Annotated in this window: 5 protein-coding genes; 2 read left to right on the top strand and 3 right to left on the bottom strand. The window is 68.0% G+C overall.

The features are described 5' to 3' along the window. Positions 1 to 560 (top strand): acetate uptake transporter (locus RMO85_RS19555; RefSeq protein ID WP_310530382.1); only part of this gene is annotated, 560 nt, incomplete at its 5' end. 705 nt (positions 561 to 1,265) lie between these two features. Here the strand turns inward: RMO85_RS19555 and RMO85_RS19550 are convergent. The 3 genes from RMO85_RS19550 to RMO85_RS19540 all read right to left on the bottom strand — a co-directional run bounded on the left by RMO85_RS19550 (position 1,266) and on the right by RMO85_RS19540 (position 4,714). Then, positions 1,266 to 2,396, bottom strand: a complete 1,131-nt coding sequence (locus RMO85_RS19550) for a HAMP domain-containing sensor histidine kinase (RefSeq protein ID WP_310530381.1) — start codon at positions 2,394 to 2,396, stop codon at positions 1,266 to 1,268. Beyond that, entirely contained in the window at positions 2,386 to 3,066 is a 681-nt protein-coding gene (locus tag RMO85_RS19545; RefSeq protein ID WP_310530380.1) for a response regulator transcription factor, read from the bottom strand. Before RMO85_RS19545 ends, RMO85_RS19550 begins: the two co-directional genes overlap by 11 nt. Before the next feature lie 181 nt (positions 3,067 to 3,247). Further along, positions 3,248 to 4,714, bottom strand: coding sequence for a PQQ-dependent sugar dehydrogenase (locus RMO85_RS19540; RefSeq protein WP_310530379.1), 1,467 nt, complete (start codon positions 4,712 to 4,714; stop codon positions 3,248 to 3,250). A gap of 243 nt (positions 4,715 to 4,957) precedes the next feature. Here RMO85_RS19540 and RMO85_RS19535 point away from each other — a divergent pair. Beyond that, positions 4,958 to 5,158, top strand: a 201-nt coding sequence (locus tag RMO85_RS19535) for a hypothetical protein (RefSeq protein ID WP_310530378.1), incomplete at its 3' end; no start/stop codon positions are given.

Raw genomic sequence — 5,158 nt, 5'->3', positions numbered from 1 at the left:
TCACTGGCATGGTGCTGGCGCTCCAGTCGTGCGTCCAGCTGCAGGCATTCGGCATCTCGGCTCTCGTCCTCTCGAGCGTGATGTCGGGGCTGATTGATCCGCTCGCCACGCCCGCAGTTCTCTCGTTGGCTCTCGCACTCGGCTTCACCACGGAGCTCATCGCCGGCATCATCCACTTCCAGCGTGGCGAGACGTTCCCTGGCCTGGTCTTCACCGCGTACGCCGGGTTCTGGCTCAGTTACGCACTGCTCGTGCAGTTCTATGGGCCGATGGTGACGGCGGACGCCGCGGCCATCACCGGGATGTTCCTGCTCGCCTGGGCGATCTTCTCGTCGTACATGCTTCTGGCGGCGGTGCGCACCAACCTGACGACGATCGTCATCTTCGCCCTGCTGTGCGCGGTCTTCTACCTCGCCGCGTTCGGCGCCTTCCTCGAGAGCGCCGGCCTCGGCCACGCCGCCGGCTTCATCCTGATCGTCGACGCCCTGGTCGCCCTCTACGCATCGGCCGCGATCACCGTCAACACGACTTGGGAGCGGACTGTGCTGCCCGTCCCGTGATCCGCAACCGAGCCGGGGAGGGGCCCTCAATGAACCCATCTTCGTGGCCTCGTACACTGCCTCGGCGCCCGGCTGACGTCGAGCCTGCGAAGGATGTTCCCGACGTGGAACTTGGCCGTGGCTCCGAGGTGCAGCCGCGCGCCGATCTCGCGCCCGGTCAGCTTCTTCTCCTTGCCCGCGGTGGGTGCGTTGAGGCCGCGGACCATCGCGGCCGCGGAGTGGGCGTCGAAGGCGCTCTCCCCTCGGGCGACGCACCCCAGAGGTCGCAGCTTCTAATCGCTGTCCGCGCCGACCATCGGACGATCCCAGAGATCCACACCCAGATACCGTTGCCTACAGAAGTCCTGGTCGGTTCAGTCCGCGTTCCAGCCATGATCTACGCCAGCCGCGACACCAAAGTCGGCCGGCAAGTACTTGTGTCCTTGCGCGCGCGGCTGTCTTGGATTGCTGCACACAGGGTCGTTCCTGGACCTGGTCTCGCGGCGGGTTTAGCGATCCATGGAACAAGCATTCCCGCAGGTCAGAGTCCCATTCCGCCCAAGCGCGCAAAGCTCAGATCACCCGCGCATGCCGCTTCACAACTCGGCCCGCAAACCCTCGTGTGGTACCGGAGGGTTGTTGGTTCGAGTCCAACCGGGGGAGCAGGAAGAGCCCGCCCGACCTGTCTCAACAGGTCGGGCGGGCTTGCTGTTTCTCGACCCGGAGCTAGCCGCCGGTCGCTGACCGTCCCCCGGGCGCAGCGGCGGTCAGCGTGTCGGTGCGTCGCACTTCGCGTGGCCTCGACGGCTGTGCGAGCGTGTGGAGCTCCTCGCGGGGGAGCACCATGAGCAGCAGCGCGCCGCCCTCGGCCGAGCGCCCGGCCACCAGGTGGCCGCCGCGTTCGCGGGCGACTTCCTGCACGATGCTCAGGCCGAGGCCGGCCTCGGAGTGCTGGCGCTCGTCTGCGTCCACATCGGTGAGTTGCAGGCTCTCCTCGTTGATGGCTCGGGCCTTGTCCCGGGTCAGGCCCGGGCCGGAGTCGGCCACGCCCAGGCAGGTGTGGTCACCGAGATGGAACCCGATCAGCCGGATCGTGCCGTCGGGAGGCGTGTGCCGAAGCGAGTTCTCGATCAACGTGTCGAGGCAGGCGCGAAGGCGGTGCGGGGCCGTGTGTGCCCACCCGATCCGGGTGTCGAAGAGCCACGTCCGCTCGGCGACGGTCGACCACCGCTCCATCGTCTGACGCATCAGGGAGTCGATGTCGACCAGGGCGACGGCGTGCTCCTCCTGCATCCTCATCATCCGCAGGAGGCGATCACTGGCCCGGCTCAGCCGGTGCAGCTCGTCGCGGGCCACTTCGAGGTCAGCTCGGTCCTCAGACGCTCTCGGCTTGGCCATGACCAGGTCGAGGTAGCCACTGGCGATGGTCAGCGTGGTCTTGATCTCATGGGAGACGAGCCTGGCCATGTGCTCACGTCGGTGCGCGCGGGTGGCCTCCTGTCGTCGCACCAGATCGAGGTCCGCCAGCGCCGACTGACGCCGAGAGACGTGCCAGATCATCAGGATTGCCAGCACGCACATCAAGGGGATCTCCGCGGTCTCCTCGAGCGCGATGGTCCCGTCGACAGCCCGCCCCATCAGCACCAGGCCAGACCCCACGGCGTAGCCGACGACCGCGCCGATGGCCCAACGAATGGGCCAGGGATTGAGGCCGTAGGCCACACCCAGGGCCACCCAGCCGAGGTGGTAGGGGATCGTCTCCTCGCCCGGGAGGCGGGTCATGAGTCCCACGCAGGCGAGGGAGAAGACCATCCAGGGCACGAAGAGGCTGCGGTGGATGGGCGTCTCAGACCTCATGGAAGCAGTACCCAACCCCGCGGACGGTCTCGATGGGCGGGTCGGTCAACTTGTATCGGAGCCGACGCATACACGCCTCCACCACGTTGCTCTCGGGATCGAGGTCGAGTCCCCACACGTCGTGGAGCAACTCCTCGCGACGACACACCTCCCCGCGCCGGCGCATCAGGTGTGCCAGCAGTGAGAACTCCCGCGGACTGAGCACCACCTCACGCCCGTCGATCCGCACCCGGCGCCGATCGAGGTCGAGGCGGACGCCTCCTGCGGCAAGGTAGCGGTGGTCGGCGCCCCCGCCGGGTTGCGGGCGCGGCACGGTGCTCAGATGGCGACGAATGCGCGCATCCAGCTCGACCATGTGAAACGGCTTGGACACGAAGTCGACCGCGCCGCGGTCCAGGGCTTGCACACGTGCGCCGACGTCGGAGACCGCCGAGAGCACGATCACCGGTGGCGAGTCACCCTTGGTGCGCAGCGAGGCCAGCACCTGCAGACCACTGACCCGGGGCATGACCAGGTCCAACAGGACGAGATCGACGTCCTCCCGATCGAGCACGTCAAGGGCGGAGCGACCGTTGCCCGCGGTCAGTACGTGGTGACCTTCGCCGCCGAGGTAGCGCGAGAGGAACGCGAGGACGCGCTCCTCGTCGTCCACAGCCAAGATCCTGGACATGCCGCACCCCTGTCGTTCGCCCGCCCCGAGTGTCTGTCCTCAGCGCGCGGGGAACCCGGGTCAGGACGAGAAATCCCCCAGATGGGGGGCGGAGGCCGGCGGGTCTGTGACGTACCCGCCGATCTCCCGCACCTCCTGGCCGCGCCCTCCTTCTCAGTCGTCCCTTCTCGGTCGTCCCTTCTCAGTCGTCGTGATCGTCGTCGTCGGCCTCGGCGAGCCTCAGGACGACACCGCTGGTGTTGGTCGGGTCGGTGATGCCGGTGTTGGGCGGCGGGCCGAAGGTCGCACCCGACTTGCCGAGCACGTACAGCTCGCCGTGCCGGTCCTGGCCGATGCCGAGCACCCCGAGCCCGAGGGCGGACCGGCCCTCGATCTTGAACTCGGTGACCTCGTCGTCATCGTCGAGGTAGAGCAGTCGGCCGGCACTGGCGAAGAAGCCCGTCGAGTACTCGGCGAAGACGTAGTGGCCCCGCAGCTCATCGATCTCATGGCCGCGGTACACGAAGCCGCCCACGACGGCGACACCCTCCCGGAGGGGGCAGGGCCCCACCAGCGTGGGTGAGACCGGGCCCTTGCAGTGGTCGTACTCGGCGACGGGGTCGACGTAGCTGCCGGCCACCACATCGCCGGTCACGAACCCGGGCAGGGCGGCGGTGCTGGGGTCGAAGGCGAAGCTGCCCTCCTTGAGCGGCCAGCCGTAGTTCCCACCTGCGGTCACCACGTCGATCTCCTCGACGTCGTTTTGACCCACGTCGGCGACGTACAACGCGCCGGTCGACTTGTCGAACGACATCTTGTAGGGATTGCGGAACCCGAGGGCGAAGATCTCGCCGCGGGCGCCCGGCGCTGCGACGAACGGGTTGTCGGCCGGGATGCGGTACGCCGCGCCGGACCGACTGGGTCGCGGGTCGATCCGAAGGATCTTGCCCAGCAGTTGGCTCGGGTCCTGGGCGTTGCCGCCGGCCACGTGTCCCGGCCCCTGGTCGTCGGCCGCGCCACCGTCTCCGACAGAGATGTAGAGCAGTCCATCAGGCCCGAAGCGCAGCTCGCCGCCGTTGTGGTTGAACTGCGGGTGCTGGATGCGGAGCACCTCGCGAGCGCTGGCGGGATTCACCGTGGCCCGGTCCGAGCGAGGGTTGTCGACCCGCCACTCGGTGACCACGTTGTCGTGGTCGTACGGCGCCAGGTTGCACTGGTTGACGGCGGGCCTCGGCGCGCCGGGCTTGGGCTGGGACTGGTAGGTGTAGAGGAGGCCGGACTTCTTGTAGTCGGGGCTGAAGGCCACTCCGAACAGGCCACGCTCGTCGTAGTTGATGAAGAAGCAGCCGAGATCGAGCCCCACAGCGCTCAGGTCGGCGAACAGACGCGGAGCCGTCGCCTCATCGTCGTCGTCGGTGGGGACCGACCAGATCTTGCCTCGCTGCTCCACCACGAACAAGGAATGCTGCTGGCCGGGGGCGGTGACGGCGCCGACCGGGTTGACGAACCCGTCGGCGACGCTCTGCAGGTCGACGGTGACGTCGCCCTGTGCGATCAGTGCGGGGATGGGATCGGGGATCCTCGGACCGATCGCGAGCGCCGGCGAGGGCGAGATGATGGCGGCAGCCAGCGCTGCGACCCCGACAGACACAGTGACGAGACGATGCATGTTTTCTCCTCGGCCGAAGGACGGGATGACCCGTGCCCGAGGCCCAGGGTGGACCTCACAATGGTGGTCAAGAATTAAACTTCTCCCGGGGCGAGAGGATGTCAATTGCCCGTTGGTCGTAGTACCCGCCGACTGATTCCCGCTCACCTGAACCGACGACGCACGTGCTCCGTAGACCAGGACATGAAGACAACCAGGTCGAACTCAGCACGATTCGCGCGATGGGCCGCCCCGGTCCTGGGCATGACGCTTGCGCTCGGGGTGTCCGGCGCCACGGTCGCCACGCAAGCCCACACGACCGCGGCGACACGGGCCGCCCCGGCACTGCTCGAGGCGCCGCTACGGGCCAGCGGCGACCCGGACGGCGCGGGCGAGGCTCACTTCAGGCTCAGCAAGGCCCGGCAGCGGGTCTGCGCCAACGTCGAGTCTCGATGCCTCGCCACT

The sequence above is a fragment of the Nocardioides sp. genome (genome assembly GCF_031422975.1).
Classification (GTDB): Bacteria; Actinomycetota; Actinomycetes; order Propionibacteriales; family Nocardioidaceae; genus Nocardioides.
The sequence above is the reverse complement of the archived record's forward strand: the minus strand, read 5'-3'. Positions and strand labels throughout refer to the sequence as shown.